Source organism: Streptomyces sp. NPDC048600 (genome assembly GCF_055587025.1).
In genome coordinates, this window is record NZ_JBVJGZ010000001.1 from 431,990 (window position 1) to 458,060 (window position 26,071).

The window sequence follows — 26,071 nt, forward strand, 5'->3', positions numbered from 1 at the left end:
CGGTGCGGCCGCGCTTCCAGACGTCAGGGGATCGTATGACCGCACGTGACGCGGTGCCGGGGCTGGCCGCCAATCCGTCGGCGCCGGCGGACGTGCTTCTTCGCATCCTGCCGTCCGAGCACGACTGGGACATCGTGACCCGGCTCGTCTGGCGCACCTCACTGCCGGCCGAGGTCGGGGAGGCGCTGGTCACCCACCCGGACCGCCAGGTGCGCTCGGCGGTCGCCGGGAGCTGGCACGCCGACCCCGCGCTGCAGGCCAGGCTCCTGGACGGCCCCCCTTCGGACGCCATCCTCGTCGCCTGCGGTCCGCTCCCCTACCGCGCTACGGTCGCTCCCCTGCCGGACTGGGCGTACGAGCGGCTGCTGAGCCACGAACGGCCCATGGTCCGGCACGAGACGGCCATGTCCGCCCATGTCCCCGCCCACGTCCTGATACCGCTGGCCACCCATGAGGACCCGGTGCTGCGGCTGGCCGCCTGCCGCCGCGTCTGGGCCGAACTCACCGACGACGCGCGCGCCGCGCTGCTCGACGACCCGGACCACGCGACCCGCCGGACCGCCGCGATGCACGTCATGCACGAGGACGCGGAGCGCACCGCCTGGCTCGCCGAAACCCTCACGTATGAGTGGCAGTTGGGGGACGTGCTGGAAACCGGGCTGCTCACCCGGGAGTTGGCCGAGCGTCTTATGGACGGCGGCAGGCAGCTGGCCCGGCTCGCGCTCAATCCGACCTTCCCCGCGGACCTCGCCGCCCGGATCGCCGACCACGAGGATCCGCAGGTGAGACTCGCGGTGTCGGCCCGACCGGAGCTGACGGAGGAACAGCGAGCCGCGATCGACTGGACGGTGGCGCCCGAAGACCGTCTGGACGCCCTGCAGTGGGTGTGGCGCTCGCGCGGGGACCAGGACCTGCTGCGCCGCTGCGCGCACTCGGCGCACACCTGGTTGCGGCGCACCGCCGCTCTCTGCGAAGAGCTGCCCGAGGACTGCGTGCGGCTCCTCGCCGACGACGAGGACTTCGCCGTACGACTGCTGCTCGCCGAAAGGCATCCTCAGGCGCCGCCGGAGCTGCTGTACGACCTGTACCTCCACGGCACACATCGTGCCGTCGAAATGCTCGTCACACGGCCCGGGTTCCCGACCACCGGGCTGGCGGCCCGCTGCGCCGACGCGGAGGATCCGAGGGAGCGGGCCCTCGCGCTGCGCGACCCGGACGCCTCGCCGTCCCTGGTCGAGCGCCTCAGCCGGGACGGGTCCGCGCGCGTGCGCGAGGCGGCGGCCCGCGACCCCCGGCTGCCGGTACCCCGGCTGATCGAGCTGCTCGACGACCCGCAGGTGGGCTGCGTGGCGGCGGCGAACCCGGCGCTGCCTGTCGCGCAGATGCGGGCCCTGCTCGACCGGGCGGGGGTCCCGGAGCTGCCGTCGGGTGACACCGGTCCCGACGGGGCAGCGCGTGCGGGCCGCCCCGGTCCGGACGGCGCCTGTCCCGCGTGACGCACCACAGAGGTCGGTGCGCGCGTCGCCGGCCGCCTGCGGCGAACGACTCCCTGCTCCGCAACCCGCCGGACCTCCTCGCGATTCAATCGGCCCGATCAAGGCTTCCCGGGCGCAATGCCGTGATGTCCAATGGCAGTTGGTCCCTTGAGGGCCCGGTAGTGCAAGGCCCGGCTCGACCACACGACCTGACGAGGAAGCGTGGGGCAAAGACAGATGACGGAGCGCGAATCGATCTTGCAGAGCATGCAGACGGCCACCTGGTCGTTCGAGGACGCCACGGCCTACGACGTGGCGCTGGACGGCATCGGCCTCGTGGTGGGTGCCCTTTCGCGGCTGATCTCGGATGCGGAGGCGGCGAACGACACCGATCGAGCGGCAGCCCTGACGGCGGAGCAGCGCCGCTGGGCCTCCCGGCGCGACGGCCTCACCCCGGCCGACCGGGCGGAGGTCCATGCCGTCACGGCCGAGTGCGCACCACTCCTGGTCCGGTTGCGCGGCACCACGTGACCGAGCTGGACCGCACCCTTCACGTCCTTCGATCGTAAGGATCGAGTTCAGACACAGCGGGCGCAGGCTCGGGCGCCCCCACGCTCCCGGGGGCCGGGTTCAGCCGCCGCGTCGTACCCGGGCCGCCTTGCGGGCCTCCGCGAGCTTGCGTGCCTCGCTGGTCTTGCGGGAGGCCCTGCTGCCCGAGCCGCCGCTCTTCGCGTCCTTGGTGCTGCCCAGGCCGCGGAACGGGGCGTTGTGGTTCTTGGGGGGCGAGACGGCGGACCCGCCGTCGAGCGGCTTGCCTGACGGGGCCCTGGCGCCGGTGATCCGGCTGAGCTCCGCCTCGCCGGACCGCACCTTGGTGACCTTGGGGGCCACGTCGGCGTCCGCCATGACCTGGCTCGTCTCGCGGCGCTGTCCCGACAGGACGAGTGTCACGACGGTGCCGGAACGGCCTGCCCGAGCCGTGCGGCCGGCACGGTGCAGATAGTCCTTCGGGTCCGTGGCGGGGTCGACGTTCACCACGAGGTCGAGGTCGTCGACGTCCAGACCGCGTGCGGCGACGTTCGTCGCCACCAGCGAGGTGACCTGACCGTTCCTGAACTGGGAAAGAGTACGGGTGCGCTGCGGCTGGGACTTCCCGCTGTGCAGGGCGGCGGCGGCCACACCGTTGGCCCGCAGATGCCGCGTGAGCTGGTCGACACCGTGCTTGGTGTCGAGGAACAGCAGGACCCGGCCGTCCCGGGCGGCGATCTCCGTGGTCACGGCGTACCGGTCCGGGCCGTGCACGACGAGGACGTGGTGCTCGATCGAGGTGACCGCGCTGGACGCGGGGTCCACGGAGTGGACGGCGGGGTCGCGCAGGTAGTCCCGCACCAGCTGGTCGACGTCGCGGTCGAGGGTGGCGGAGAACAGCATCCGCTGCCCGTCGGGACGCACCTGGTCCAGGATCTCGGTGACCTGCGGCAGGAACCCCATGTCACACATCTGGTCGGCCTCGTCCAGGACCGTGATGCGCACCCGTCCCAGCCGGCAGCCCTTGCGCTCGATGAGGTCGTGCAGCCGACCGGGCGTGGCGACGACGATCTCGGCGCCGTCCCGCAGCGCGGCTGCCTGCCGTCCGATGGACACCCCGCCCACCACGGTCGCGAGCCGCAGCCGCAGCGCGTCGGCGTACGGGGTGAGCACCTCACCGACCTGCTGCGCCAGCTCCCTGGTGGGCACCAGGACGAGCGCCAGCGGCTCCTTGGGCTGCGCCCGTCGCCCTGCCGTCCGGGCGAGCATCCCCAGGCCGAAGGCAAGCGTCTTGCCTGAGCCGGTACGGCCCCGGGCCAGGACGTCCCGTCCCGCGAGCGCGTTCGGCAGCGCCGCCGCCTGGATGGGGAACGGCACCGTCACACCGTGCTCGCCGAGAACCCGCAGCACCTCGGCCGGCAGCCCCAACTGCGAGAAGGTAGCGGCCGTGGGCAGCGCCGGGACGGCACCCGGCGCCTCGGACGCGTCGTCCGCCTGCCGGGCATCGGCACGTGCTGAATCGCTCACAGAAAGCCTTCCTCCGAAGGAACCCGGCCGAGGAAGGCGGGGCGCGGCCACCGGCCTGGGACACCGAACGGAGTACCGGCACAGCGACGCTGCAAAAGCTCAACGTTAGCACGGGGCCCACCGCCCCCTGAGCCGTCGGCGGCCACGTCGGCGGGCCCCGCCGGGCCTCAGCCGGTCGCGGTCGCAGGCGTCCGGGCCGCCGCGTCCGGAACGAGAACCAGAGCCGTCACCAGCGCGGCCAGGAAGGTCAGGGCGACGAGGGACGGGACGAGGGTGACGACGGGGCCGGCGAAGAGGCAGACGATCCCGCTGGCAAGGAGGACCGGGGAACGGTGGTTCGTGGTGCGCATCAGCAGCGCGGCCGAGGCGAGGAGGAACACACCGACGCCGCCGGGGAGGGCCCAGGCGACCACCCCGTGCAGGGGTTCGGTCAGGTCGTAGTGGTGGGTGTCGGCGACCTGTTGAAGGGCCTTCTTCATACCGAGGGCCATGAGGACGACTCCGGCCACCAGCGGAAGGTGGAGGAACGTGTACGCGTCACGGGCCAGCCGGGTGCGGTCGTCGCCGGTCAGGGCGGTCAGCCTGTGCTCGGCCGGCTCGGCCAGCTGACGGAAGTACAGACGCCACAGCCCGGCGGAGACGAGCAGTCCCAGCGCCGCGGCGCCCACGACCGGGGCGCTGAGCGGGAAGCCGGACACTCCGACGCCGATGGCGATGATCGACTCGCCGAGGGCGATGATGACGATCAGGCCGTGGCGTTCGGCGAAGTGGCCGGGTGAAGCGACCCGCCAGCCCGAGTCTCCGGTGAGGAAGATGCCCAGGTAGTCGATGGCCACCGCGGCGAGCCAGATCAGGATCTGGGCCTTGCCGGTGAAGGCGGACCCCACGAGGAGCAGGACGAAGGGCGGCGCCACCGAGAGCAGGGCGGTACGGCGCAGGACACCACGCAGGGCCTGGTCACTGGGGTCGGACAGCCAGTAGGTGACCAGATGCAGGACCCGTACGGCGCCGTAGCACAGGACGAAGACCAGCGGGGCGGGCAGCCCGCCGGGCGCGTCGGCATAGAGTTCGGGCACCGTCAGCGACACGATCAGGACGACGGCCATGACGGACACCAGCACGGTGAACATCGCGCCGGAGTCGGCTCGCACCACGTTCCCCAGCCAGGCGAAACAGCACCAGCACCACCACAGCAACGCCATCGCGACCATGCCGCCCAGCAGCCGGAGCCCGCTCGGGCCGGCCGCCATCAGCGCGGTGACCTGCGTGATCGTATAGACGAACACCAGATCGAAGAACAGTTCGGCCGGTGTCACCCGGTGATCGCCCCCGGTCGCGACCAGCCGCGACCCCTCATTACTCGCCCCCACAGCTCCCCCTTCGAGGCGGCCCACCGCCCACGAGCGGAACAATACCCACACCGGACACGGCAGTTGGCGCCTGTCGCCGCGTACTGAACCCCACCTCGCGCCTACCGCGTCACCTACCTTCCCTTTGCGGATAATCCGTGACGGACCGGCTTTCGTTACGCTGGCGAGCATGACCGCCATGGCGCCCAGGCGCAGCGAACCGGACCTGTCGTTTCTCCTCGACCACACGAGCCACGTCCTGCGGACCCGCATGAGTGCTCGGCTCGGCGAGATCGGACTGACGCCGCGAATGCACTGCGTCCTCGTCCACGCCCTGGAACAGGAGCGCACCCAGGCCCAGCTCGCCGAGATCGGCGACATGGACAAGACCACGATGGTCGTGACCGTCGACGCCCTGGAGAAGGCCGGTCTCGCGGAGCGCAGGCCCTCCAGCAGCGACCGGCGGGCGCGGATCATCGCGGTGACCGAGGAAGGGGCGAAGGTCGCCGGGGAGAGCCAGAAGATCGTCGACGACGTCCATCAGCAGGCCCTCGACTCACTGCCCGCAGACGAGCGCGACATCCTCCTGCGCGCACTGAACCGGCTGGTCACGGGCCATCTGGAGACCCCGGTCGAAGGCCCGCGACCGGCCCGCAGGGCGCGACAGAAGGGATAGCCGCCGCCGGCTCAGGACGGCCGCCCCTCACCAGCATCCGTAAGAGATAGTCTGCAACAAAACTATCTGCTACGGTCTTTCCTGTTGCCCTCGACGACAGGAGAGACCGCGATGTCCGCCGCCACACGCTCCCCCGAGACCCGCACCCGCTGGCTCGCTCTCGGTGTCCTGGCCACCGGGATGCTGATGACGATCCTCGACGGCAGCATCGTCACCGTCGCCATGCCGGCCATCCAGCGCGACCTCGGATTCACCCCGGGCGGCCTGACCTGGGTCGTCAACGCGTACCTCATCGCCTTCGGGTCGCTCCTCCTGCTCGCCGGCCGCCTGGGCGATCTGATCGGCCGCAAGCGGATGTTCCTCGCCGGAACCGGTGTCTTCACCGCCGCGTCGCTGCTGGCCGGCACAGCGGCCTCACCCGGGATCCTGATCGCCGCCCGCTTCCTTCAGGGTGTGGGCAGCGCGATGGCGTCCGCCGTCGGTCTGGGCATCCTCGTGACACTGTTCACCGAGCCACGCGAACGGGCCAAGGCCATCGCCGTGTTCAGCTTCACGGGTGCCGCCGGAGCCTCGATCGGCCAGGTCCTGGGCGGCGTCCTCACCGACGCCCTCGCCTGGAACTGGATCTTCTTCATCAACCTGCCGATCGGCGTCGCCGCCGTGCTCGTCGCGCTCCCCGCCCTCCCGGCCGACCGGGGCCTCGGGCTCAAGGCGGGCGCGGACGCCCTCGGCGCGCTGCTCGTCACCGCCGGCCTCATGACCGGGATCTACGCGGTCGTCAAGGTCGAGACGTACGGCGCCACTTCGCCCCACACACTCGGACTGGGCACCCTCGCCCTGCTGCTGATCGCCGGCTTCCTGATCCGCCAGGCCACGGCGAGGAACCCGCTGATGCCGCTGCGGATACTCAGCTCGCGCAACGTCTCCGGCGCCAACCTGGTCCAGATGCTGATGGTCGCCGCACTGTTCTCCTTCCAGGTCCTCGTAGCCCTCTACCTGCAGAAGGTCCTCGGCTACGGCGCGGCCGAGACCGGTCTCGCGATGCTGCCGGCCGCGGCCGTCATCGGTGCCGTGTCGCTGAGCGTCTCGGCCCGCCTCAACGCCCGCTTCGGCGAACGCACCGTACTGTCCGCCGGACTGCTGCTGCTCATCGGCGTCCTGGCACTGCTGACCCGGGTGCCCGGCCGCGCCGAGCAGGCGAACTACCTCACCGACCTGCTGCCGGTGATGCTTCTCGCCGCCGGGTTCGGCCTCGCGCTGCCCGCCCTGACCTCGCTGGGCATGTCCGGCGCGAAGGCCGAGGACGCGGGCCTGGCCTCCGGCCTCTTCAACACCACCCAGCAGATCGGCATGGCCCTCGGTGTCGCGGTCCTCTCGACGCTGGCCGCCTCCCGCACCGAGTCGCTCACCGCGGACGGCCGCCCGGCCGCCGAGGCCCTGACCGGCGGCTACCACCTGGCCTTCGGGGTCGGCGCCGGCCTCCTCGCCGTCGCGCTGGTGATCGCCCTCGCCGTCCTGCGCCGCCCGCAGGACACTCAGCGGGCAAACGCCGTCGAAAAGGAGGCCCACCCGGCCGCCGTCTGAGCGGCTCCGCCCTCCGCACATCCCGCGGACCCACCCCAGGGTGGGTCCGCTCGCCGTCGTCCGGGTCGGCCCCGCCACGCCCCGGAAGGGGTGCGGCGCCCCGAGGGCCATGTGCGGGAATCCCGGCGGCGCACGGGGCCCACCGCGCGCGGCCTCAGGTGCAGCAGGGCCCACCGCGAACCGCGCGGCCTCCTGGTCAGCCGGGCGCACCGCTCCCTGGCACGGCGGACCGCTCCGAGTCCTGCCGGGAACGCTCCAGGAGCGGCTTCGCGTCCGCATCCGGGCCCGTTCTCGCGCGGGTCAGCGCCACCCCCACCAGGACGACCGCCATGCCCGTCACCACCCGCGCGCTGAGCGGTTCGCCGAGGACGAGCGCGCCCAGCGCCACGGACACCACCGGCAGCAGATAGCCGACCGTGGCCGCGCTGGTCGGCCCTTCCTCCGCGATCATCCGGTAGTTGAGATGGAAGGTGACCCCGGTCGCAAAGACGCCGAGGACGACGACCGCGAACGCGCCCGCCCAGGTCACCCGCGCCGGACCGCCTCCGGCCAGAGCCGGCACGCTCAGGCACGTCGCCGTGAGGAGCTGGGCCGCGGAGAGCGCCAGCGGGGCGGTGCCCCGCCCGGTGAGCCTGCGGGCCATGTACGCGAAGGCCACCGCGTAGCTCACGGAGGCGCCGAGCAGGGCGAGCGCGCCGAGGCTCATCAGGCCGGAACCCGTGCTCCAGGGCGCGAAGATCAGCAGGACGCCGGCGAAGCCGAGAACCAGTCCGCCGAGCCGGGCGGGGTGGGTCGGGCGGTCAGTTCCCGTACCCCAGCCGATGAGGAGCGCCCAGAGAGGCGTGGTGGCGTTGAGTACGCCCGCCACCCCGCTGTCGACGGTCTGCTCCCCGACGGAGAAGAGGAGGAAGGGCAGGGCGTTGCAGAAGAAGGCGGCGACGGCCAGCCGCCGCCAGGTCGCGCGATCCCTCGGCAGCCGCTGCCCCGCCCCGTGGGCGAGCGCGAGCAGCACCGACGCCCCGAGCAGGCACCGGATGAGGGTGATCCAGCCCGGGGTCAGGCCCTGTTGGAGGGAGATCTTGATCCAGAGGAAGCCCGAGCCCCAGAACAGGGCCAGCACGGCCATGCGTGTCGCCGATGTCATGGGTCCACCGTCCTCCAGGCCCTGTTTCAGGACAAGCGAAGAATCATGCAATCAGCGTTAAGCTCTGCTACATGCTTGATGTGAGGCGTATGCAGGTACTCCGGTCCGTCGTCACCAGCGGCTCCGTCACCGCCGCCGCGGCGAGCCTCGGTTACACCCCGTCAGCGGTGAGCCAGCAGATCGCCGTGCTGGAGCGGGAGGCGGGCATCGAACTGCTGGAACGCTTCGGCCGGGGCGTTCGGCCGACGGCCGCGGGGAGGCTGCTCACCGAGTACGCGGCCGTCATCGGCCGCCAGGTCGCCGAGGCCGAGACGGCGCTGTCCGACCTGCGGGCGGGCCGCACCGGCCGGATCGCGGTCCGGTACTTCGCCACGGCCGGGGCCGGCCTCGTGGCCCCCGCACTGGCCCGCTTCCAGGCCGAACACCCAGGCGTCCGGGTCGACTTGAGGATCACCGACGGCGGTCCCGACACGGAGGCGGACCTCACGCTCCTGGTGCGATCGCGGAATGCCGCGCCGGACGCGTCCGGCGACGGGGTGCGGCTGGTCCCCCTGGTGGACGACCCGTACCGGGTCGTCCTGCCCAAGGGACACCCGCTGGCCGACCGCCGCGCCGCCGTCGACCTGGCCGACCTGGCGGCCGAGCCCTGGGTCGGCAGCGAGCGGCCCGGACCCTGTCTCGACGCGGTCCTGGAGGCCTGCGCGGCGGCCGGGTTCAGCCCGGACATCGCGGTCGAGTGCGAGGAGTACGGAGCGGCGCAGGGGTTCGTCGCCGCCGGGCTCGGCATCAGCCTGATCCCGCTGCTGGGCCTGGGCAACCGCCACCCGAACGTGGTCGTCCGCAAGGTCCGGGGCCCGGAGCCGGTCCGCTCGATCCACGCGGCGGTGCGGGAGTCCTCGCTGGGCCTGCCCGCCGTACGCGATCTGCTGACGGCGCTTCAGGACGCCGCCGGGCCGGTCCGCCCACCTGCCTGAGGCCCAACGGGGCGGCACTGCCGGCGTCCGGCGAGCGCGTCAGCGGTATGACCCTGCTCCGCCGCGCCGAGCCCCGGCGTGAGGTGTCGGCGGAAGAAGATCGGAGTCGCAGGCATAGATTGCCCATGGCCCACGCGTCCTTGTGTGCGTTGAAGAACGGGAGGGCCCATGGACCCACAGGACCAGGAGAGTTTCCGGGATTTCGTCGACACCCGGTGGAGCACCCTGCTGCGCCTGGCGAACCTGCTCACCGGCGGCGACCGGCACGAGGCCGAGGACGTCGTGCAGATCGCCCTGATGAAGGCGCTGGGCCGCTGGCGGCACATCGACGACCCGGAGAGCTACGTACGCAAGGTGATGTACCGGCACCAGATCAGCCGCTGGCGACTGCGCCGCCCGCACCGCGAGGCCACGTTCGCCGCGCCGCCGGAGTTCCTGGGCGTCGCCGACGGCACATCCGACGCGGACCTGCGCATCACCGTCGCGCAGGCACTCGCCCGGCTGACCCCACGTCAGCGCACGATGCTCGTCCTGCGCTACTTCGAGGACCTGTCCGAGACGGAAGTGGCGAGCGTCCTCGGCTGCACGGTGGGCACGGTCCGCAGCACCACCCATCGGTCGCTGGCCCGGCTGCGCGGTCTCGCGCCCGAGCTGGGCGGCCCCACCCTGCCCGGGGAACCCGCCACCGGCACCAACGTACCGAAGGGAGCTCACACATGAACGCCGATCAGCTGGACCAAGCCATCCGGGACGTCCTGCACAGGTGGACCCCCGACAGCCCCGACGTTCCCCAGGGCATCGCGGACCGCATCGTGCGCCGCCGACGGCGACGCAACGTCGTACGCGTCACCGGCGCGGCCCTCGCCCTGGCCGGCGTCGTCTTCGGCGGAACCCTCGCCACCGGCATCGGCGACGACGGCGGATCACGGGAGCCTGCCACGCAGCTGGGCAAGGACACCGACCTGCTGTGGCGGACCACACTGCCCGGCACCTCCTGGGACGCGTGCACCACCGGTCCCGGGGCCGTCTACTGCCGGGGCACGTCCTACGACGGCATCGGCCTGGACGTCGAGAACGGAAAGATCACGTGGGAGCGAGAGGCCGGTGGTTCCGACGGCGACAGTGCCCCGGCGGGATCGCTGCCCGGTGTGCGCGACGGCGTGCTGTACACCTACGCCGACCACTCCCCCGGGGCCCCGCGCGCCGGCACCGACCTGGTCGCCCTCGACGTCGAGACGCAACGGGTGCTGTGGAAGCACCAGTTGGCCGACGACAGCCGCAACCGGTCCTCGGCCGTACTGTTCGGCGGCGGTGTCCTCGTCAACGCGCCGACCTACAAGAGTGTGGTCGCGCTGGACGACACGACGGGCCGAGCCCTGTGGTCGTACGCGTGGAAGCGGGCCGACTGCGAGCGGGTCGCGATCAACAAGGTCCCCTACCTGATGTGCACTCCGGACAGCGAGAAGGCACCGCAGCGCAGCACCGTCGTCCGGCTGGACCCCGAGACCGGCGCGCCGCGGACCGTGGCGACCCTCGAAGGCATCGCGGCCTACGTCGGCACGGACGGCGAAGCCGCGCTGCTGGCCGCCCCGGCCGAAGGCCAGAAGTACCTCCGCCCGCCCGGCCCCGCGACCTTGATCCGCGTCGACCTCGGATCGGGCAAGGTGTCGCGGCACCCCGTCGACGGTGTACCGGCCGGCGTGGTCGCAGACGGCATCGTCGTGAGCTTCTTCGGCGACGCCGACCGCGCGGCCGCCTACTCGGTCGCCGACGGCAAGCGTCTGTGGACCCGGGACCTGGGGCTGGAACTGCGCAGGGACCCGGACATGGCGGAGATGACGGAGCTGGCGTCCGACGCCGCGGTCGACCTGGACACCCGGACGGCGTACTACGCCGATCCGTCCGGGAACCTCGTGGGCCTCGACCTGGACACCGGCGAGGTGCGCTGGCGGGGCCTGGTGGAGATGCCGTCGGAGACCCCGGTGGTGTCAGGTGTCGCCCCGGAGCTGATGGTCCACGAACACACCCTCGTCGGCCAGATCGGCAACGAGCTGTTCCGCGTCCGGCCCGCGCTGCCCGACTCGCTCTCGTAGCCCCACCGGGGACGTGCGGCAACCGGCCCAGGGCCAGGGACGGCCCCCACCCGCCTCGCCGCCGCGAGTCCGGCACCCCGTACAAGGCCCGTCGCGCCACGCGGCGGGCCTCACGGATCTCCCCGCGCCGGACTGCGTTCGTCAACCGCCCAGGGCGAGTTGCCGGGCCAGGGCCTGCGCCGCGTTCGCCTGCTCGGGCGGGAATCCGAGCCGTTGCATGGCGACGTTGTGCTCGGCCAGGCAGACGATCTGGTACGCGATCTGCTCGGTGGGGGCGTCGGACGGCAGGTCCGGGCGTTCGAGCCGGATGCCTGCGGCCAGCAGCTCCACCAGCAGGCCGTAGGCCTCCCGCATCTGGCCGCGGAGGCCGGGGTCGCGCGCGGCCTGGTGGGCATCCCGGCGGCACATGTACGTGTGGCGTCCGCCGGACGGTACGAGAACCGTCAAGGCTCGTGCGGGAGCCGACAGCGCACCGGACCCTCATCACTCCCGGCATCCCCGTCATCAGGAGCGAAGACCCATGAGCACCGGTGCAGAACAGGAAGGACCAGGACATGACTTGAGCTCCTGGCCGATCGAACGACTCCAGGCATTCGCCGCGGACCTTCATGACTACGGGCAACTCGAATCGGTCCGCATGATCGCGCAGGGACACACCTACAACGCCGACCGACCCCACCATGTGCGTCGGCTCTGGGCGGAACTGTCGCTACGGGCCAACAGCCGCATGCGCGAACTCGGCGCCGACGGTACGGCACGCGAGGACCGGCAGGACTTCGCACTGCGGACGTGGGTGATCGACCGCCTCGGTCCCCAGGACGAGAACCGGGACTGGAGTCCAGAAGCCTTGGGGGCGGACACCCTCGCCGCGCTGACGCTCTCGCCATCGGACGCCGCAGCCCGCGCGCACAACTGGCGCGAGCTTCCCCTCGCGGAGATCCGCGAGCTGCGGCGGCACAAGAACCTCACGGCTCACCTCGAGCAGCTCATCGGCCATCTCCGCCCCGGCCCCACCCGCGACCGGCTTCTCCCCTGGACAGAGCACCGCAGACTGCTGCCTTGACCCCTCGGGCCGGACCTCAGCGCGTGCCACGCAGAGTGCCGGGGAGTGCGTACCGATCGGCGCCCATCCGACTGGCGGCAGCCACGGTGCACGCACAGACTGGAATCAGGGGTGGCGTCCAGCAGTAGTCCGACCTGGGAGGAGACTCAGGTGTTCGGGCACGTGCGAGCAGTTCCGGACAGCAGTCCGATCTTTATGATCAAGGTCAGCGTCTATCGCGGTGATCTGACGGAGATCGATCACGTCTTCACCGACGAAGAGGGCCAGTACAGCGTGGCGATCGCCGCAGGTGAAACGGTCACCGTTCGGTTCGACACGCACCATTCGCTCACCAACGCCGAGGACTGGCAGCCGTCGGTCGTCGCAAACGTCGTCACCAGCGACGAAAGTCCCCTGGACCGGTCCCTGCTTCCGACGGGTCATGATTTCGGAGCGGCGTCGAACATGGACGCCCTGAACGGATACGTGATCGCGGCGGCTGTGGGTGAGACCGCGGAGTACGCCGCTACGGCGGTGAGGCGCCTGGCGATGCTCAAGCAACCGAGCCTGGTCCTCCAGGCGCTCCAGCAACGACTCCTCGAGCACTTCAGCGAGACGACCTGACACGTCGTCGGACCTGCTTCCGGACCTTCGCCGTGCCGCCTCCGCCTGGGTGACCGTCGACGCCGTCGCCCTCTGAGCCAGTGAGGTCAGTCCTCGGTGGGCACGCACAGCACCGGAGTGCGGGACAGATGCAGCAGCTTGTGAGGAGTCGACCCCAGCAGCGCCCCCCGCAGGGGACTCTCGCCCCAGCTGCCGACCACGATGAACCGGGCCGCGTGCCGTTCCGCGGCGTCGATCAACGCATCCGGGGGCTTACGGTCGATGATCTCCACCGTGGTCGTCACTCCCGCCTTGTCGGCCACGCTCACGGCGTGGTCCAGCGCGGTGCGTCCGGCCTCGTGGAGGACCTCGCGATGGGCGGCGGCCTCTTCGCCCACGCTGCCCGGTGGCGCCGCTCCGTAGACCAGCACGAGGGGTTCGCCGAAGGCGGCCGCCACCTCGATGGCGACGCGCAGCGCGTGCACCGCACCCGGGGACTCGTCGTAGCCGAGGACGACCGACATGGTCACAACTCCTTGTCACCGTGGACGAGGTCGGGGTCGGCCACTTGAGGGCGTTCCGACCAGAAGGCGGGCGACACGAATCGCCATACGACCATGAGCACCACGCCCACGGCGGTGATGCCGATCCCGATGACCAGCGGGGGTCCGAGCCCGAACCACGAGTCGCCGCTGTAGGAGTTCGCGGGATCGGCCATGTCCCCGATCGACTCCACCAGCAGCCACACCAGCAGCCCCGCGCCGACCAGCGGTCCGAGGCCGATGAGAACGAAGTGATGCACGCTCTCGGTCAGATGGCGACGGTAGTAGACCGCGCAGGCGATGCCGGTGAGGGCGTAGTAGAAGGCGATGAGCAGGGACAGCGCGGTGAGCGAGTCGAACAGGGCGTTCTCGCTGATCTGCCGGACGACGAGATACCAGGCGATGGCGATGCCGGCGACCCACCAGGTGCTCACGTCCGGGGTGCGGAAGCGTGGGTTGATGTGCGCGTAGTGCGTGGGCAGCGCACGGCGGCGTGCCATGGAGAGCGCAGTGCGGGAGGCCGGAATGATCGTCGTCTGCGTCGACGCCAGGGCGGAGGTCGAGACCGCGAGCAGGACGACCCAGTCCCAGCTGCCCATCGCCTCGTCGGCGAGCAGGGCGAACACGAACTCCTCCTCCGCGGCGTTCTCGGCCAGGTACTCCGTTCCGGCGTAGGCCACGACGGCGACCGCGACGGAAACGTAGGTCACCAGCAGGATGACGGTCGACCAGATGGCAGCCTTGCCCGGAGCCGTGGCGGAGTCCTCGACCTCCTCGGTGAGGTTGACCGCCGACTCCCAGCCCCAGTAGATGAACACGCCCAGCAGCAGGGCCCCGGTCAGTGACGCGCCACCGGCCCCGAAGGGGTTCAGCCAGTCCAGCGAGGGATTGACGGAGTCGAGTGTGCTGGTGTCCGCGTAGACCCGGTACAGGGCCACCACGGCGAAGGCGAGCAGACAGGCCACCTGCGCGAGGATGAGGACGTTCTGGACCTTGGCCGACAGTTCGGTGCCGATGACGCACACCGCCGTCATCAGGAGGATGACCAGCACCGTCAGCAGTTCGCGTACGAACTCGTTGTCGGCCCAGCTGTCCAGGCCGAAGGCGAGCAGGCCGAAGGTCACCGCGACGTCCGCCAGGGACCCCACCACCAGGACACCGGTCATCGCGATGGCCCAGCCTCCGAGCCACCCCGCCCAGGGGCCCATCGCGCGCGTGACCCACGAGAAGGTCGTGCCGCAGTCCTGGTCGACCTTGTTGAGGTAGTAGAACGCCGAGGCGATCAGCAGCATCGGTACGAACGACGCGACCATCACACCAGGGGCGTAGACACCCACGAGTGCCACGACCGGGCCGATGGCGGCGGCAAGTGAGTACGCCGGGGAGGTGGAGTTGAGGCCGATGACCATCGCGTCCAGGAACCCGATCGCGTCGGCCTTCAAGCCATCGGGCGGACGGGCGTCCGTGCTTTCGCGGGCCATGCTCCCTCGATTCGATCGTGCGTGACCTCATCAAACAGGGCGGAGCGGCAGCTGCCCGGGCGTCGGCATCCAGGTCCCGGCAGATATCACCCGTGTGCCGATCCGGCGCATGGCCACGGCTCGTACACCACGTCGGCCAGACGGTGACTCCAGAGCGTCCGGGGAACCTTCGGGGCTGGCAGTTACGCCGGTCCACCGGTCGAGGAGGCCGCAGGCGGCCGAGCCGCGACGGCGTGGCCGCGTGCCCAGCCGTAGGACCGTCGGGCGAGGGAAGGACGCGTGGTCAAGGCATCAGCTACACCGGCGCGACTCGGTGGACGGTGTGCGGCGGAGACGACAGCCCGACGGACTGACACGCTCGGCAACGGGCAAGTCCGTCGGTTCGAACTCGCCTTTGCCGAGCCACCGTTCCGCCACCGTCAACGTGCACCATCGGAAAGGTCCTGGATGTAACGCCCGGCAACGGTCCGCTTGGCGGGCTGAAGTTCTCGGTCCACTGCCTCAGCGGTTTCCGCGTCGAGGACGACCGTCGCCGCGTGCTGAACCCCCACGGTGAGCGCGCTGGTTCGCGCCTGCGAGCCCTCATCTGCGGAGTGCGCCCCTGAACGGACAGCGTCAACGTTGGAAGCAAGCTGACCCCACAGGCCCTGCGCCATGTCCTTCCTGCCGAACGTGCGCGCTTCGACCACCAGTCGACGCAGCTGAGCATCCACCGGCCCGGAGAGGCTGAGCGAGGCGAGAGCGGCGATGGCCGCCTCCGAGGAGGCCACTCGGGCGGCGAGCGCGTCCGCGCGGAACTCCACCTCGTCGGTCACTCGTCCGGCAAGGCGCCCGGCCAGCCGCATCACCTGCTTCGACGGCCAGGTCGCGATCCAGGAGGCCCATCGGGACAGGGCGCTGTCGACCCTGAACCGGCCCGCGGCCTCGGCCATCTCGTCCGCGCTGCGGCGCACGACGGGCCGAGAGAACGTCTGCTCCCGAAGGGCGGCCGCGTCACCGGACGGAGCGTCGGAGCGAGTCAGGATCGGAAGGGCCGTGCGCACCATCAGGTTGAACCGGACGTCGCCGGCCGCGAAGTGCCCCAAGGCGTGGGCCAGCCAGGCAACCCTCTGTTGCGGTGGAAGGGTCTCCCACAGAGCGAGGCCGATGTCGAGCCGTCTCCCGCGCAGGCCGGACGGGGCCGCCTTGATCTCGAAGTCGTCAGTGAGCCGCACGGTGTCCACCACCCGGGTGCCGGTCCCCTGAGCGATGTCGTCCAAGAGCCCGAACAGCTGCGGCGCGTCCGCCCTGCGCAGCAGCACGCCGTCCTCGACCTTCTCGAAACGAGGCAGCAGTTGTACGCCCAGGCAGACCACGACGAATCCGAGCACAGGCTGCACGACCGTCTCCCACCCGAGGACGATCAGCAGCGTTCCCCCCACCATGAGCGCCCCGGTCACGAGGTGCACCAGCGCCGAAAGGGCAACGGCGGCCATCGCCCGCACCCGGTGCCCGCGGGAGGCAGAGACTTCACGCACAGGGCCTTTTGGGTCCGTCTCGCCCCTGCCCACTGTGCGCATCGGTTGTCCTCCACCTCGTCGGGCACGGACTGTCCCGTACTCCTTGGTCCGCATGGTGCCAGCTCGGCGCCCGGTCGGGAACGGGCGACCTGCGTCGTCCGCCGGCCGGGGTGCGCAGGTGATGCCTCGGTAACTCGCATGGGGTTGCCCGACGTTCGGCCGACGCGTGCTCCGGTCTGCCATCACGTCCGACAGAGGGTCGGGCAGAAACTCGTCGGCCGCCGACGGGGAATCGCATTTGACTCCAAGAGGCAGCCGACCGCATCCTGAATGTGCGAGACGATACGGATCGTCTCGTACAGCAACCCCCTCGCGAATCCAGGAGAACCAGTGCACGTCACCGCCCCGACTCGGACCCCCCGGCCGTCGCCCCGGCTTCGGGCGCGTAGACGAGTACCACGACGCCGGTGTCGAGGACCTCGGTGCGGGTGTGCCTCAAGCGGCCCTTGAAGCCGTCCACGGCGAGGCTTCCACCGCCCGCGATCACCGGGTGGAGCCAGAAGTGGATCTCGTCCAGCAGGCCATGCGCCAGCAGGGTCTTGGCCACGGGACCGAAGCCGTACATCAGGATGTCCCCGCCGGGACGCCGCTTCGGCTCGGCGATCGCCTCGACGGCCTTGTCCCGGGGAAGGACGGTGGTGGACGTGCCGTTCCGCGACGCCTCGACCATCGACTACGGCCTGATGTGGCCCGCGGCGGGCCGGAACCCTCTACGCCTTCCCTTCCTGGAGGTCATCAACGAGCTTGCACCGCCCACGAGTTCGCCGGAGCCCCACGGTGACCTCTGCCGCACCTCACCGCGACAAGGCCCGGCGCACTCTTGAAAAATATATAGACCGGTCTATTATTTGGTTCATGGTGGGAAACAAGGGGGCCAGGACCAGCTCACGGCTGGCGGAGTCGATGCTGGAACTCATCCAGCGACACGGGTACAGCGGTACAGGGCTCAACACGGTGGTGGAGCACGCGGGCGCCCCGAAAGGGTCGCTCTACTTCCACTTCCCTCAGGGGAAAGAGGCGCTCGGGGAGCGGGCCGTCGAACTCGCGGCCGAGCGCTTCAGCTCCCTCGTCGCCGACTCGGCGCTCGGGTCGGCCACGCCGGGCGAGGTGCTGCGCCGGGTGATCGACGAACTGGCCGGGATGCTCGAGGGCAGCGACTTCCAACTGGGATGCCCGGTCTCCGTGGTGACGTTGGAGATGGGTGCGGAGAGCGAGCGGCTGCGGGACGCGTGCGCCAATGCCTTCGAGTCGTGGATCGCCCCGGTGAGCGACCTGCTCACCGAGCACGGCCGTCCTCGTCCGGCCGCCCGCGCCCTCGCGACGGCCGCGGTCAGCATGGTGGAAGGTGCGGTGATCGTGTCGCGAGCCCAGCGGTCCATCGAGCCGTTGCGCTGCGCCGCCCAGGCGATCGCCGTGCTGCTGGAGCAGCCTACGGAGGCCTCGGCATGAGCAGAGACAACAGACACGCGCTGGTGCTGGGCGCGAGCGGCTTCATCGGGCGCCACCTGGTGCTCGCCCTCGGCCAGGCCGGCGTTCGAGTGAGCACGGCCAACCGCAGCCCTGAGTCCTACCAGCGGCTGGCCCGGTGGCTGGCCGGGCGCGGGCACGACCGGGTCCCGGCCGATCTCCGGGTCGACTTCACCAAGGCTTCGTTGATCGACGACGAGTGCGACGGCATCACCGAGATCTACAACTGCGCCGGTGCCTTCCGGTTCGGTATGTCGGTGGAGGAAGCGCGTCACGCGAACGTCGACAGCGTGCGCACGGTCGTCGAGTTCGCGGCGCGGATGCCGGGCCTGCACCGCCTGGTCCAGGTCTCCGGCTATCGCGTGGGCGGGCAGGACAGCGGCACGTGGAGCGAGGAACGGCGACGTGAGACCTACCGGGCGCTCGGCGCCTACGAGGCGTCCAGGGTCGAGGCGGATGCCGTTTTCCGAGACCTGGCAACGCGGTTGGGCGTTCCCTGGTCCATCGTCAACCCGGCCAGCGTCATCGGAGACAGCGCCACCGGGGAGTCCGACCAGTACCTGGGACTCGCCTCCAACATGAAGGCCCTCTGGCACGGCTCACTTCCCGCGCTACCGGGCAACGGGCAGACGTTCGTCCCGGTGGTCGCGGTCGACCACCTCGCCCGTTTCATGACTCTGCTGCCGCTGGACGCGGCCACCGAGCGCGCCGCGTACTGGCTGCTGGACGACGACACGCCCGCGCTGCCCGACCTGCTCACGCTCATAGCGGAGCACTACGGTGTCAAGGCGCCTCGAGCACGGGTGCCGGTGTCCCTGCTCAAGCGGCTTCCCCGCCGGCTGACCAAGGCCGACCCGGAGACCCTCACCTTCCTGTCGGCCGACCGCTACCCGACCGAGTCCGCCCACGCCTTCGCCGCCCGGAACCGGCTGACCATGCCGGACACGGCCACGACCGTCCGCCGCTGGGCCGACCATCTGGCGGCCCACCGCTTCGGCGACGCCCCCGCAGGTGACAGACGGTTCACGAACCCGGGCGGAGTACGGACGTTCGAACTGGGTGAGGCGGACGCACCCACCCTGGTGCTGCCCGGGCTGCCGGTCAACGCCGACACCTGGGCACCGGTCATCGCAGCGGCCGGGCACGCCCGCGCCGTCGACCTGCCCGGCCTGGGCATGAGCGCCGGGCGTCACGAGGACTGGCCGTCCTGGCTGACCGCACTGGTGACCGGGGCCGGCGCCCGCCACCTGGTGGGCCACTCCATCGGCGCCGCGGCCGCCGTGGAGGCCGCGAACGCCCACCCCACCGCGGTGGAACGACTCACGCTCGTATCACCGTTCTTCCTCCAGGCGCATCCGCCCCGCGGCGTCAGGTGGACACACCTGACCCGCCGATATCTGAGCCGGACGACTCCCGCGGCGCTGGCCGAGCGGCTGACCGGCGCCACGGGCCCCGCGAACGCGCTCCGATCGGCAGTCGCCGACCTTCGCCGCGGCACTGTCGCGGCCACCACCGCCCGGCTCCTGGCCGCCACCGCGAACCCACTGTGGCGCGCGGACCTGCGGGACAAGCTGCGGCGCTACCCCGGGCACGTCCACGTCGTCGTGGGCTCCCACGATCCGCTCTCCGAAGAGGGGCGGTCCCTGCTGGACACCCTCCCGCACGCCACGGTGACGGTCATTTCCGACGCGGGGCACCACCCTCAGCTGACCCATCCGGAAGACGTCGCTCGGCTGCTCGGTGAACAGGCTTATCGGTGAGCACGGTGAGGCCTGTACGACGCGAACGCCCTGGCGCGTACGAGATGCGCGGCGACACGGAAAAGGATGTTGAGGCCGGCGCCCGGCGTGACAAGCTGTGCGTGCCCACCCCCGATTCCAGGAGGTCACCATGACCGCAGAGCCCGCAGAGCCCGTATCCACGGATGGTTCGGAGTCGGCGGCCCCCGAGACGCCCACTGTGGCGCCGGACAGCGACGGCAACTACGACCTCAAGGCCAAGTTCCGAGAAGCCCTGGCACGCAAGCGCGGTGCGCAGGCTGACGCGGCGGATGCCGCCACCAACCCCAATGCGTCGAAGGTGCGCGCGGCGCACGGCCCGGCCGCGAGCCAGCGCTCGTTCCGGCGTAAGAGCGGTGGCTGAGCCGGTCGGTCCCGAGGCCCGGCCGCCCTGCCAGAACTCCGAGCGCCACCCGTTCGCGCGCCCCGCGCAGGGGCTCGCGAACGGGTGCGCCCACCGAGGGGGTTCCGGCTGCGGGCTCACGCAGAATCCGACTCGCCGCGCTGGGAGAACAGCAACGGGTGCTGCGGACCGGACCGGGTCAATGTGTTCGGCCGTACTCAGGCAGGGAGTGCGTTCAGTTCGCTTGTCACGGCGTCATAGAGCGCCTTCGGGTCGTCGGCGTGGATCCGGATCACTGTGACGAGGTGAGGTGCGCCAAGGAACTTCGGGGCGTTGACCGGTTCCGTCAGGCGCAGCGTGAGGGAGGTCTGCGAGCCGACGGCAAGGGTGAGTTCGCCGTCCTTCTTCTCGTGGGTGAACAGCGTCTCGCCCCGGATCGACGCGATCCGGGCGAGGGGCACGACAACGCTGCGTTCCTTCTCGGTCATCGGATCCGGGCCTGCCTCGACGCGGTCGGCATCCAACTCACCCACCGCACACCCAGTATGAGCCGATGGACGGCCGCGCCGGTGCGCTCGCGGCCGCCCTTGTGCCGCGTACGATCCCGTTCGTGGGAGCGTCAATCGGTCCGACTGCGCAGGCTGCGCGTCAGGGTGGGGATCATCACCGTCGCGGGGACGAGGTGCAGCCCGATGAGGGCCGTGGTGGTGGCGGCGTTCGCTCCGGAGAGGAGGGGCGGGAGCAGCGAGATCGCGGTCAGCGACCCAGCCGTCCACACGAATCGGTCGGCGGGTCGAGCGCTCGATCGAAGGAGAGCGGCGGCGATGACGACGCCCACGACCGAGAAGAAGCCGGTCACCACGGCGAATCCGGGCAACGGAATCGTCTCGCCGCCGTCGGGGACCTCGAAGTCGACGCCGACGGCCCGGGCAAGCACCGCAGCGAGGGTGGTGGCCACCATCGCCGCGAGTGTGGCGACCAGGCCGGCGCCGACGAGCCCGCGGAGGCGTTGGCGTTGGCGTTGGCGGCGGATGGTCCGGCCCGATGCCTGGCCTGCGGCGACGCCGGTGTCGTTCATGTCGAACATGTCGTTCCTCCGTCCTTGGGCGACTGGCGTACGAGGTGACGGCCCACGGGTGACGGTCCTGGCACCGGGGGTGACGACGCGCACCCTCGCCGTGCGACGGCCGGGGTTGCGCAGAGCGCGAACGCCCGTGCCGCGGAGCCAGAACCCCGCGTCGCGTCCCAGGACCGGCCCGGGCGAGCCGTCGCGCAGCTCCAGCTGCACCCGCCCGTGGGTGACGACACCGAACGCGTCGCACCACTCCGCCGCGCCCACCGCCACACGCTCGCCGCCGCGCAGCGCGAGCGTCCGCACCGGCTACTCCGTACCGTCCGCGGGCAGGCGCTCCGGCAGCCCGAGCCGCGGGAACCGGTCGTCGTGGAACGTGACGATCTCCGTGATCGCCCCGCCGGTGACGCGCAGGACGTCGATCGTCAGCGGCAGGTACGCGCGCTCCCGCTCCTGCCAGAGGTAGAAGGCGACGGCGGGCTGCCGGTTCACGGAGGTGGGGATGCCGCGCAGGCCCTTCATGCCTTCGAAGCCGCCCTCGACCCAGTCGTTCACCACCGCGTCGCGGCCGATGTGCAGGCCCGGCGTGGGCGGCATCGAGCTCCGGATGTCGTCCCGCAGCATCGCGGCGAGCGTCGGGACGTCGGTGGCCACGCTGGCGTCGGTGTAGCGGCGCACCAGCTCACGCGTCCCCGCGTCCTGTTCGCCGCCGGTCCAGTCCTGCCGTTCGGCGGGCAGGTGTTCCCGCATTCCGGCTCGGGCCCTCTGCAGCGCGCTGTTCACTGAGTTGACGGAGTCCCCGAGGAGCTCTGCGACCTCCTTCGCCGGCCAGCCGAGCACGTCCCTCATGATCAGCACGGCCCGCGGGCGCGGCGCGAGGTGCTGGACCGCGACCAGGTACGCCAGTTCGATCGTCTCCCGTGCGACGGCGAGGGTCTCCGGCTCGTCCGCGTCGCCCGCGGGCAGCTCGTCGAGCAGCCGGTCCGGGTAGGGCTGGAGCCACAGCACCTCGCCGCCGGTCGCGGGCTCCGGACGGCATTTGGCGAGCAGGTCCAGACAGGCGTTGGTGGCGATCCGGTACAGCCAGGCCCGGAACGTCGACCGCCCCTCGAACGTCTCCCGCCTCCGCCAGGCCCTCAGGAACGTCTCCTGCACGGTGTCCTCGGCGTCCTCGAACGACCCGAGCATCCGGTAGCAGTGCACATGCAGCTCCCGCCGGTGCCGCTCCGCCAGCCCCGAGAACGCCGACTCGTCGACCTCGCCCAGACCGCTCACGCCCAGCTCCTCCAGCAACGTCTCCGCGCTCATCGGCTCCGCACTCATCACGTCATCCTTCCGCCTCGTCGTGTCCCTTCGTACGTGTGACGGGCGGGGGCGCGAAAACTCATCACTGAGGCTGTCCGCCAAGTGCGGCCGTGCTCTCAGCAGGGACCGGCTGCGAGCCGTGAGCGTGGGCACCGGTGCCGGGTGGGCATGGCAGGCCTGCGCGGTGATCATTGAGTTGTCCCCTTGATTCCCGAGGTGGGACGAGGTGGACCCCGCCCGTCATGCGTTCGACGAAGCGTCCGCGGCGCAGGTGGCGGGCTGGACCGGCCCGGCACCGAGCTGATCAGCCCAGCCGACGAGCACTGAAGGCACCAGCGTCACGTGCGCGCTCATCGACCACCCGGCGAACTCACGACTCGGCGTACCGGGGTCGTCCGGTAGCGTCCGCTCCATGATCGCCCTAGACGCGCTCGTCCGCCTCTGCCCGCCGCCCGTTGATCCGCCACCCGCGGCGGACTGGGCGCAGGCCGAACTCGCCCTCGGCGCGCCTCTGCCCACCGACTACAAGCGGTTCGTCGAGACATACGGCGACGGCGTCTTCGACGAGACGGTCTGGCTGATCGTCCCCGACTCGGCCTACCGCGACTGCGACCTGCACACGCAGACGAGGGAGCGGGCCGAAATCCTGGTCGAATTGTGGGAGTTCGAGGACAGGCCCGCCAGTCTGCTGGAGGCGGGGGGCGAGAGTCATCCCCTGGGCGTTCGAGGAGGGCACGGGGGCATTCCTGTACTGGCTCGCGCGGCCCGGTCAACACCCAGACGACTGGACCGTGTTCTACAACGAGGGACGCGGCCCCCTGTGGGAGCACCACGACATGGGGTGTGTCGCCTTCCTGCTGGCGGTGCTCACCAGCACGTTGGAGACCGAGTACTTCGGCTGCCTCCACGAAGTGCTGAAGCCGGTGATACACCGCTTCGACACGGCCGAGAAGACACTTGAAACGACCCGCCGCACGGCCGACACCAACGGCTAGTCCTCGTGTACCGACGGCGTCAGGCGCTCAGAGAATCCGTCACTCACCCTTCATCGAGCTCACGTCACGCACCACGCCGGCACCCCGTCCGCACCTCCCCATAGACGAACAGAGCTTTCCGGAATCCCTCGCCGTTAAACCAGGACATCTTCCAAGGGCACGGATCTACCACGCTGAAATTAGGGCGGAAGACGAAACTCGATACAGATGTTTGAATTCCATGAATCGAAACGCCCTCATCCGCCCGGAGTTTTCGGGAGTGCGGGGTGCCGTTCGAATCAGCGACCACCCGGAACGAGACCGGGACCCAAGGGGCCACGCACGGCACCTTTGGCCTGCGATTAAGGATTAGTAGGACTTTCCCTGGAGGGCTTGTAGTCGCCCCCCGACTGCCTGATAGTGATTGCCGTACCGCCCCGGATCTGCGGCTCGGAAATCGATTCCGTCGATTCGAGGGAATGGGTACGACCCGTTCCCGGAAAGGAAACGGGTGAGGAATTCACCGTCGAGGAGGAAATGCTATGAAGAAGGCCTATGAGGTGCCGACGCTGGTGCGGCTGGGCTCGTTCCGCAAGCAGACCGGGCTCCTGGGCCGCTCGGGCAACGACCGGCTGATCCTCAGCAAGAACTGACGGCGCGACGGTCTCTGATCCGACGCCATGACTGAACTGCACGAGAGTGCGGGGGCGGGCCCCGGCGACGCGTACTGCACGGTCTTCGCGGACTGTGCGGACGCGGCGGCCGTGGCCCGCTCGTTCTCCCGCCCCGGTACCCGCACCCTGGAACACGCCTCGGGACGCCCCTGGCTCATCGGCCACTGGCACGACGACGACATGGTTCACGCGCGCGTCGGCCCGGTCGACCTGGTCCTCATCGGCTGCAGCGCCGTGCAGAGGGCGGACCTGGAGCGTACGGCGGCCCGTGTGCGCCACCTCGGGGACCTCGACGCCTGGGCGTCCTCGCTGCCCGGCAGCTTCCATCTACTCGCCTGTGTCGACGGCAGAATCCATGCCCGCGGTACGGCTTCCGGGCTGCGTCTGGTCTTCCATGCCCCTGTCGACGGGGTACAGGTGGCGGCCACACGTGCCGACGTCCTGGCCGCGGCGCTGGGAACGGAGCCCGACCCGGAGCAGGTCGCCGTTCGGCTGCTGTGGCCGGTGCCCCATCCGCTGTACCAGGCCCCGATGTGGCGCGGCGTCAGCGCCGTCGCACCGCACGACGCCCTGGAGCTGTCCGCGGACGGCCGCCGAGCGCGCCACGTACGCTGGTGGACTCCGCCGGAACCGGTCGTGCCGCTTCAGACGGGCGCGCCTCGCGTGCGTGAGGCCCTGGTGGAGGCGGTCGCGGCGCGCACCCGGCAGGGCGGAGTGGTCAGCTGCGATCTCTCGGGAGGCCTGGACTCCACATCGATCTGCTTCCTCGCCGATCGTTCGCCGGCCCGCGTCGTGGCCTCCACATGGCCCGGGCGTGACCCCGCGGACACCGACCTGTACTGGGCCGAGCAGGCGGCCGGCTCGCTGCCCGAGGTGGAACATGTCGTCTGGGACGCCGAGGAGTCCCCGCTGGTCTACACCGAACTGCTGGGCATCGAAGACCTGTTGGACGAGCCGACCATCGGCGTCATGGACCGTTCACGGGTCCTGCACCACCTGCCCGCGCTGGCTGCACGCGGCAGCCGGCTGCATCTGACGGGCATCGGCGGTGACCACGTCGCCTGGTGCTCCGAGGCGTACTACCACCGGCTGGCACGAACCCGCCCGCTGTTCGCCCTGCGGCAACTGCGCGGGTTCCGGGCGCTGTGGCAGTGGCCCTTGGGCGGCATGCTGCGGGTCCTGGCCGACAGCCGGTCGTACGGCACCTGGCTGGCGGACGCCGGAGAGAGTCTGCGAGGCCCGCTGCCCGACACCGTCGCCGCGGGCCTCGGCTGGGGGATGAGCCCACGCCTGTTCGACTGGGTGACCCCGCACGCGGAGGAGCTGGCGCGCGGCGCGCTGCGTGGCGGCGCCGAGCGGGCGGAGCCGTTGCACCGCGACCGCGGCCTGCACAACGACCTGGAGCAGATCCGCTCCTGCTCCCGCATCATCCGGCAGTGGGACCACATGGCCGCCCGCACCGGTGTCCCCATGGCCTCACCCTTCCTGGACGACCGTGTCATCGAGGCATGTCTCGCGGTCCGTCCCGCCGAACGCGTCTCACCCTGGCGCTACAAGCCGCTGCTGACCGCCGCCATGCACGGCATCGTGCCCGAGCCGTGCCTGCGGCGCGCCAACAAGGCCGCCGCCTCCAGGGACGCCGCCGACGGACTGCGCCGCCATCGCGGCGACCTCATGGCGCTGTGGGACGACTCCCACCTGGCCCGCATGGGCCTGGTCGACGCCGGCATGCTGCGCCGCCTGGCACAGCGGCCCGCCACGCCCGAACTGCGCGACGCGGTCCTGTACTCGACCATCGCCGCCGAGGTCTGGCTTCGCTCCCTCACCAAAGTCACCGGCGGCCCCGCGGCCGGCCGCCGGTGACCGTCTCCGCCCCCGACG

The 26,071-nt window shown here is 70.9% G+C and carries 26 protein-coding genes and 1 pseudogene; 16 read left to right on the top strand and 11 right to left on the bottom strand.

What is annotated here, in order from left to right; all coding sequences use genetic code 11:
• Window positions 1-35 precede the first annotated feature (35 nt).
• Window positions 36-1,496, top strand: coding sequence for a hypothetical protein (locus ACZ6SQ_RS01820; protein ID WP_469555583.1), 1,461 nt, complete (start codon window positions 36-38; stop codon window positions 1,494-1,496).
• A gap of 246 nt (window positions 1,497-1,742) precedes the next feature.
• Entirely contained in the window at window positions 1,743-2,006 is a 264-nt protein-coding gene (locus ACZ6SQ_RS01825; protein ID WP_469555586.1) for a hypothetical protein, read from the top strand.
• Window positions 2,007-2,105: 99 nt separating this feature from the next.
• On the opposite strand, the gene ACZ6SQ_RS01830 is transcribed toward ACZ6SQ_RS01825, so the two are convergent.
• Both ACZ6SQ_RS01830 and ACZ6SQ_RS01835 read right to left on the bottom strand, forming a co-directional pair.
• The gene (locus ACZ6SQ_RS01830) at window positions 2,106-3,530 is read right to left on the bottom strand and encodes a DEAD/DEAH box helicase (protein ID WP_469555589.1); all 1,425 of its coding nucleotides are present in this window, start codon (window positions 3,528-3,530) and stop codon (window positions 2,106-2,108) included.
• Between the two features lie 167 nt (window positions 3,531-3,697).
• Window positions 3,698-4,900, bottom strand: coding sequence for a low temperature requirement protein A (locus tag ACZ6SQ_RS01835; protein ID WP_469555591.1), 1,203 nt, complete (start codon window positions 4,898-4,900; stop codon window positions 3,698-3,700).
• 169 nt (window positions 4,901-5,069) lie between these two features.
• On the opposite strand from ACZ6SQ_RS01835, the gene ACZ6SQ_RS01840 reads away from it, so the two are divergent.
• On the top strand, window positions 5,070-5,555 hold the full coding sequence (locus ACZ6SQ_RS01840) for a MarR family winged helix-turn-helix transcriptional regulator (RefSeq protein ID WP_469555594.1): 486 nt from the start codon (window positions 5,070-5,072) through the stop codon (window positions 5,553-5,555).
• 111 nt (window positions 5,556-5,666) lie between these two features.
• Window positions 5,667-7,139, top strand: a complete 1,473-nt coding sequence (locus ACZ6SQ_RS01845; protein ID WP_469555596.1) for an MFS transporter — start codon at window positions 5,667-5,669, stop codon at window positions 7,137-7,139.
• Window positions 7,140-7,335: 196 nt separating this feature from the next.
• Here ACZ6SQ_RS01845 and ACZ6SQ_RS01850 read toward each other — a convergent pair whose 3' ends face one another.
• Entirely contained in the window at window positions 7,336-8,283 is a 948-nt protein-coding gene (locus tag ACZ6SQ_RS01850) for a DMT family transporter (protein ID WP_469555597.1), read from the bottom strand.
• A gap of 71 nt (window positions 8,284-8,354) precedes the next feature.
• Here ACZ6SQ_RS01850 and ACZ6SQ_RS01855 point away from each other — a divergent pair, with 71 nt between their 5' ends.
• The 3 genes from ACZ6SQ_RS01855 (at window position 8,355) to ACZ6SQ_RS01865 (ending at window position 11,350) form a co-directional block, all read left to right on the top strand.
• Window positions 8,355-9,257 (top strand): LysR family transcriptional regulator, encoded by a 903-nt coding sequence (locus ACZ6SQ_RS01855; protein ID WP_469555600.1) that lies wholly within the window; start codon window positions 8,355-8,357, stop codon window positions 9,255-9,257.
• 168 nt (window positions 9,258-9,425) lie between these two features.
• Window positions 9,426-9,977, top strand: a complete 552-nt coding sequence (locus ACZ6SQ_RS01860) for a SigE family RNA polymerase sigma factor (protein WP_469555602.1) — start codon at window positions 9,426-9,428, stop codon at window positions 9,975-9,977.
• Window positions 9,974-11,350, top strand: coding sequence for an outer membrane protein assembly factor BamB family protein (locus ACZ6SQ_RS01865; protein ID WP_469555604.1), 1,377 nt, complete (start codon window positions 9,974-9,976; stop codon window positions 11,348-11,350). The genes ACZ6SQ_RS01860 and ACZ6SQ_RS01865 overlap by 4 nt, the downstream gene beginning before the upstream one ends.
• Before the next feature lie 141 nt (window positions 11,351-11,491).
• On the opposite strand, the gene ACZ6SQ_RS01870 is transcribed toward ACZ6SQ_RS01865, so the two are convergent.
• Window positions 11,492-11,797, bottom strand: coding sequence for a hypothetical protein (locus ACZ6SQ_RS01870; protein ID WP_469555607.1), 306 nt, complete (start codon window positions 11,795-11,797; stop codon window positions 11,492-11,494).
• A gap of 112 nt (window positions 11,798-11,909) precedes the next feature.
• On the opposite strand from ACZ6SQ_RS01870, the gene ACZ6SQ_RS01875 reads away from it, so the two are divergent.
• Both ACZ6SQ_RS01875 and ACZ6SQ_RS01880 read left to right on the top strand, forming a co-directional pair.
• Window positions 11,910-12,413: a hypothetical protein gene (locus ACZ6SQ_RS01875; RefSeq protein ID WP_469555609.1), complete on the top strand. Its 504-nt coding sequence runs from the start codon at window positions 11,910-11,912 to the stop codon at window positions 12,411-12,413.
• A gap of 150 nt (window positions 12,414-12,563) precedes the next feature.
• The gene (locus tag ACZ6SQ_RS01880; protein WP_469555611.1) at window positions 12,564-13,016 is read left to right on the top strand and encodes a carboxypeptidase regulatory-like domain-containing protein; all 453 of its coding nucleotides are present in this window, start codon (window positions 12,564-12,566) and stop codon (window positions 13,014-13,016) included.
• An 86-nt stretch (window positions 13,017-13,102) separates the two neighbouring features.
• Here ACZ6SQ_RS01880 and ACZ6SQ_RS01885 read toward each other — a convergent pair whose 3' ends face one another.
• The 4 genes from ACZ6SQ_RS01885 to ACZ6SQ_RS01900 all read right to left on the bottom strand — a co-directional run bounded on the left by ACZ6SQ_RS01885 (window position 13,103) and on the right by ACZ6SQ_RS01900 (window position 17,247).
• A complete protein-coding gene (locus tag ACZ6SQ_RS01885; protein WP_389325037.1) occupies window positions 13,103-13,519 on the bottom strand; it encodes a universal stress protein in 417 nt (138 codons plus the stop codon).
• Between the two features lie 2 nt (window positions 13,520-13,521).
• Window positions 13,522-15,018 (bottom strand): APC family permease, encoded by a 1,497-nt coding sequence (locus ACZ6SQ_RS01890; RefSeq protein WP_469555614.1) that lies wholly within the window; start codon window positions 15,016-15,018, stop codon window positions 13,522-13,524.
• Window positions 15,019-15,437: 419 nt separating this feature from the next.
• Window positions 15,438-16,493 carry a M48 family metallopeptidase gene (locus ACZ6SQ_RS01895; protein ID WP_469555616.1) on the bottom strand — a complete coding sequence of 352 codons (1,056 nt, stop codon included), beginning with the start codon at window positions 16,491-16,493 and terminating at the stop codon, window positions 15,438-15,440.
• A 421-nt stretch (window positions 16,494-16,914) separates the two neighbouring features.
• Window positions 16,915-17,247, bottom strand: coding sequence for a dihydrofolate reductase family protein (locus tag ACZ6SQ_RS01900; RefSeq protein ID WP_469555619.1), 333 nt, complete (start codon window positions 17,245-17,247; stop codon window positions 16,915-16,917).
• A 185-nt stretch (window positions 17,248-17,432) separates the two neighbouring features.
• Between ACZ6SQ_RS01900 and ACZ6SQ_RS01905 the strand changes: the two genes are divergently transcribed.
• The 3 genes from ACZ6SQ_RS01905 to ACZ6SQ_RS01915 all read left to right on the top strand — a co-directional run bounded on the left by ACZ6SQ_RS01905 (window position 17,433) and on the right by ACZ6SQ_RS01915 (window position 20,186).
• Window positions 17,433-18,026 carry a TetR/AcrR family transcriptional regulator gene (locus tag ACZ6SQ_RS01905; protein ID WP_469555622.1) on the top strand — a complete coding sequence of 198 codons (594 nt, stop codon included), beginning with the start codon at window positions 17,433-17,435 and terminating at the stop codon, window positions 18,024-18,026.
• Complete coding sequence (locus ACZ6SQ_RS01910) at window positions 18,023-19,804, top strand: alpha/beta fold hydrolase (protein WP_469555625.1); 1,782 nt, start codon at window positions 18,023-18,025, stop codon at window positions 19,802-19,804. The genes ACZ6SQ_RS01905 and ACZ6SQ_RS01910 overlap by 4 nt, the downstream gene beginning before the upstream one ends.
• A gap of 130 nt (window positions 19,805-19,934) precedes the next feature.
• Window positions 19,935-20,186, top strand: coding sequence for a DUF5302 domain-containing protein (locus tag ACZ6SQ_RS01915; RefSeq protein ID WP_469555626.1), 252 nt, complete (start codon window positions 19,935-19,937; stop codon window positions 20,184-20,186).
• A gap of 197 nt (window positions 20,187-20,383) precedes the next feature.
• Here ACZ6SQ_RS01915 and ACZ6SQ_RS01920 read toward each other — a convergent pair whose 3' ends face one another.
• From ACZ6SQ_RS01920 to ACZ6SQ_RS01930, 3 genes are all read right to left on the bottom strand, one after another.
• Window positions 20,384-20,698 carry a hypothetical protein gene (locus ACZ6SQ_RS01920; protein WP_469555629.1) on the bottom strand — a complete coding sequence of 105 codons (315 nt, stop codon included), beginning with the start codon at window positions 20,696-20,698 and terminating at the stop codon, window positions 20,384-20,386.
• A gap of 86 nt (window positions 20,699-20,784) precedes the next feature.
• Window positions 20,785-21,543: a DUF6069 family protein gene (locus ACZ6SQ_RS01925; protein WP_469555632.1), complete on the bottom strand. Its 759-nt coding sequence runs from the start codon at window positions 21,541-21,543 to the stop codon at window positions 20,785-20,787.
• 3 nt (window positions 21,544-21,546) lie between these two features.
• Complete coding sequence (locus ACZ6SQ_RS01930) at window positions 21,547-22,545, bottom strand: RNA polymerase subunit sigma-70 (protein ID WP_469555766.1); 999 nt, start codon at window positions 22,543-22,545, stop codon at window positions 21,547-21,549.
• A gap of 409 nt (window positions 22,546-22,954) precedes the next feature.
• On the opposite strand from ACZ6SQ_RS01930, the pseudogene ACZ6SQ_RS01935 reads away from it, so the two are divergent.
• The 4 genes and pseudogenes from ACZ6SQ_RS01935 to ACZ6SQ_RS01950 form a co-directional block, all read left to right on the top strand.
• A pseudogene (locus ACZ6SQ_RS01935) lies at window positions 22,955-23,116 on the top strand (SMI1/KNR4 family protein); the annotation flags it as partial.
• Between the two features lie 217 nt (window positions 23,117-23,333).
• The gene (locus tag ACZ6SQ_RS01940) at window positions 23,334-23,537 is read left to right on the top strand and encodes a hypothetical protein (protein WP_469555781.1); all 204 of its coding nucleotides are present in this window, start codon (window positions 23,334-23,336) and stop codon (window positions 23,535-23,537) included.
• 521 nt (window positions 23,538-24,058) lie between these two features.
• Entirely contained in the window at window positions 24,059-24,169 is a 111-nt protein-coding gene (locus ACZ6SQ_RS01945) for a keywimysin-related RiPP (protein WP_469555634.1), read from the top strand.
• Window positions 24,170-24,196: 27 nt separating this feature from the next.
• On the top strand, window positions 24,197-26,053 hold the full coding sequence (locus ACZ6SQ_RS01950; RefSeq protein ID WP_469555637.1) for a lasso peptide isopeptide bond-forming cyclase: 1,857 nt from the start codon (window positions 24,197-24,199) through the stop codon (window positions 26,051-26,053).
• Window positions 26,054-26,071 lie beyond the last annotated feature (18 nt).